Source organism: Brucella grignonensis, from assembly GCF_002252505.1.
Taxonomy (GTDB): Bacteria; Pseudomonadota; Alphaproteobacteria; order Rhizobiales; family Rhizobiaceae; genus Brucella; species Brucella grignonensis.
On the sequence record NZ_NNRL01000033.1, the window covers coordinates 1 to 332 of the forward strand.

The window sequence follows — 332 nt, forward strand, 5'->3', positions numbered from 1 at the left end:
AACGGCCACCGACCCTCTTGCACTGGACGATCACGTCTATGGAAATCTTGAGCAGATTGCGGATATCGTCCCGGTCGAGGTCTTGCCCCCCGTCGGATTCCTTGACCAGGAGCGTCAGTTGCTCGAACGCCAGGCTTGGTGAATCCGCGTGAACGGTCGTGATCGAGCCGGGGTGCCCGGAATTGATATTTCGAATGTAGTAGAATGCAGTGCCGTCACGCAGCTCCTGCAGCAGGACCCGATCCGGACGCATCCGCAGGCACGATTCAAGCAAATCCTTCGCGCCGAGCTTTGCCAGCCCCTGCCCGCCCTTGGAATAGAACAGCCGGACA

At 59.3% G+C, this 332-nt stretch carries 1 protein-coding gene; it reads right to left on the reverse strand.

Features of this window, described 5'->3' with window-relative positions; all coding sequences use genetic code 11:
• Window positions 1-332 (reverse strand): ATPase, T2SS/T4P/T4SS family (locus CEV33_RS00390; protein ID WP_167388072.1); only part of this gene is annotated, 332 nt, incomplete at both ends.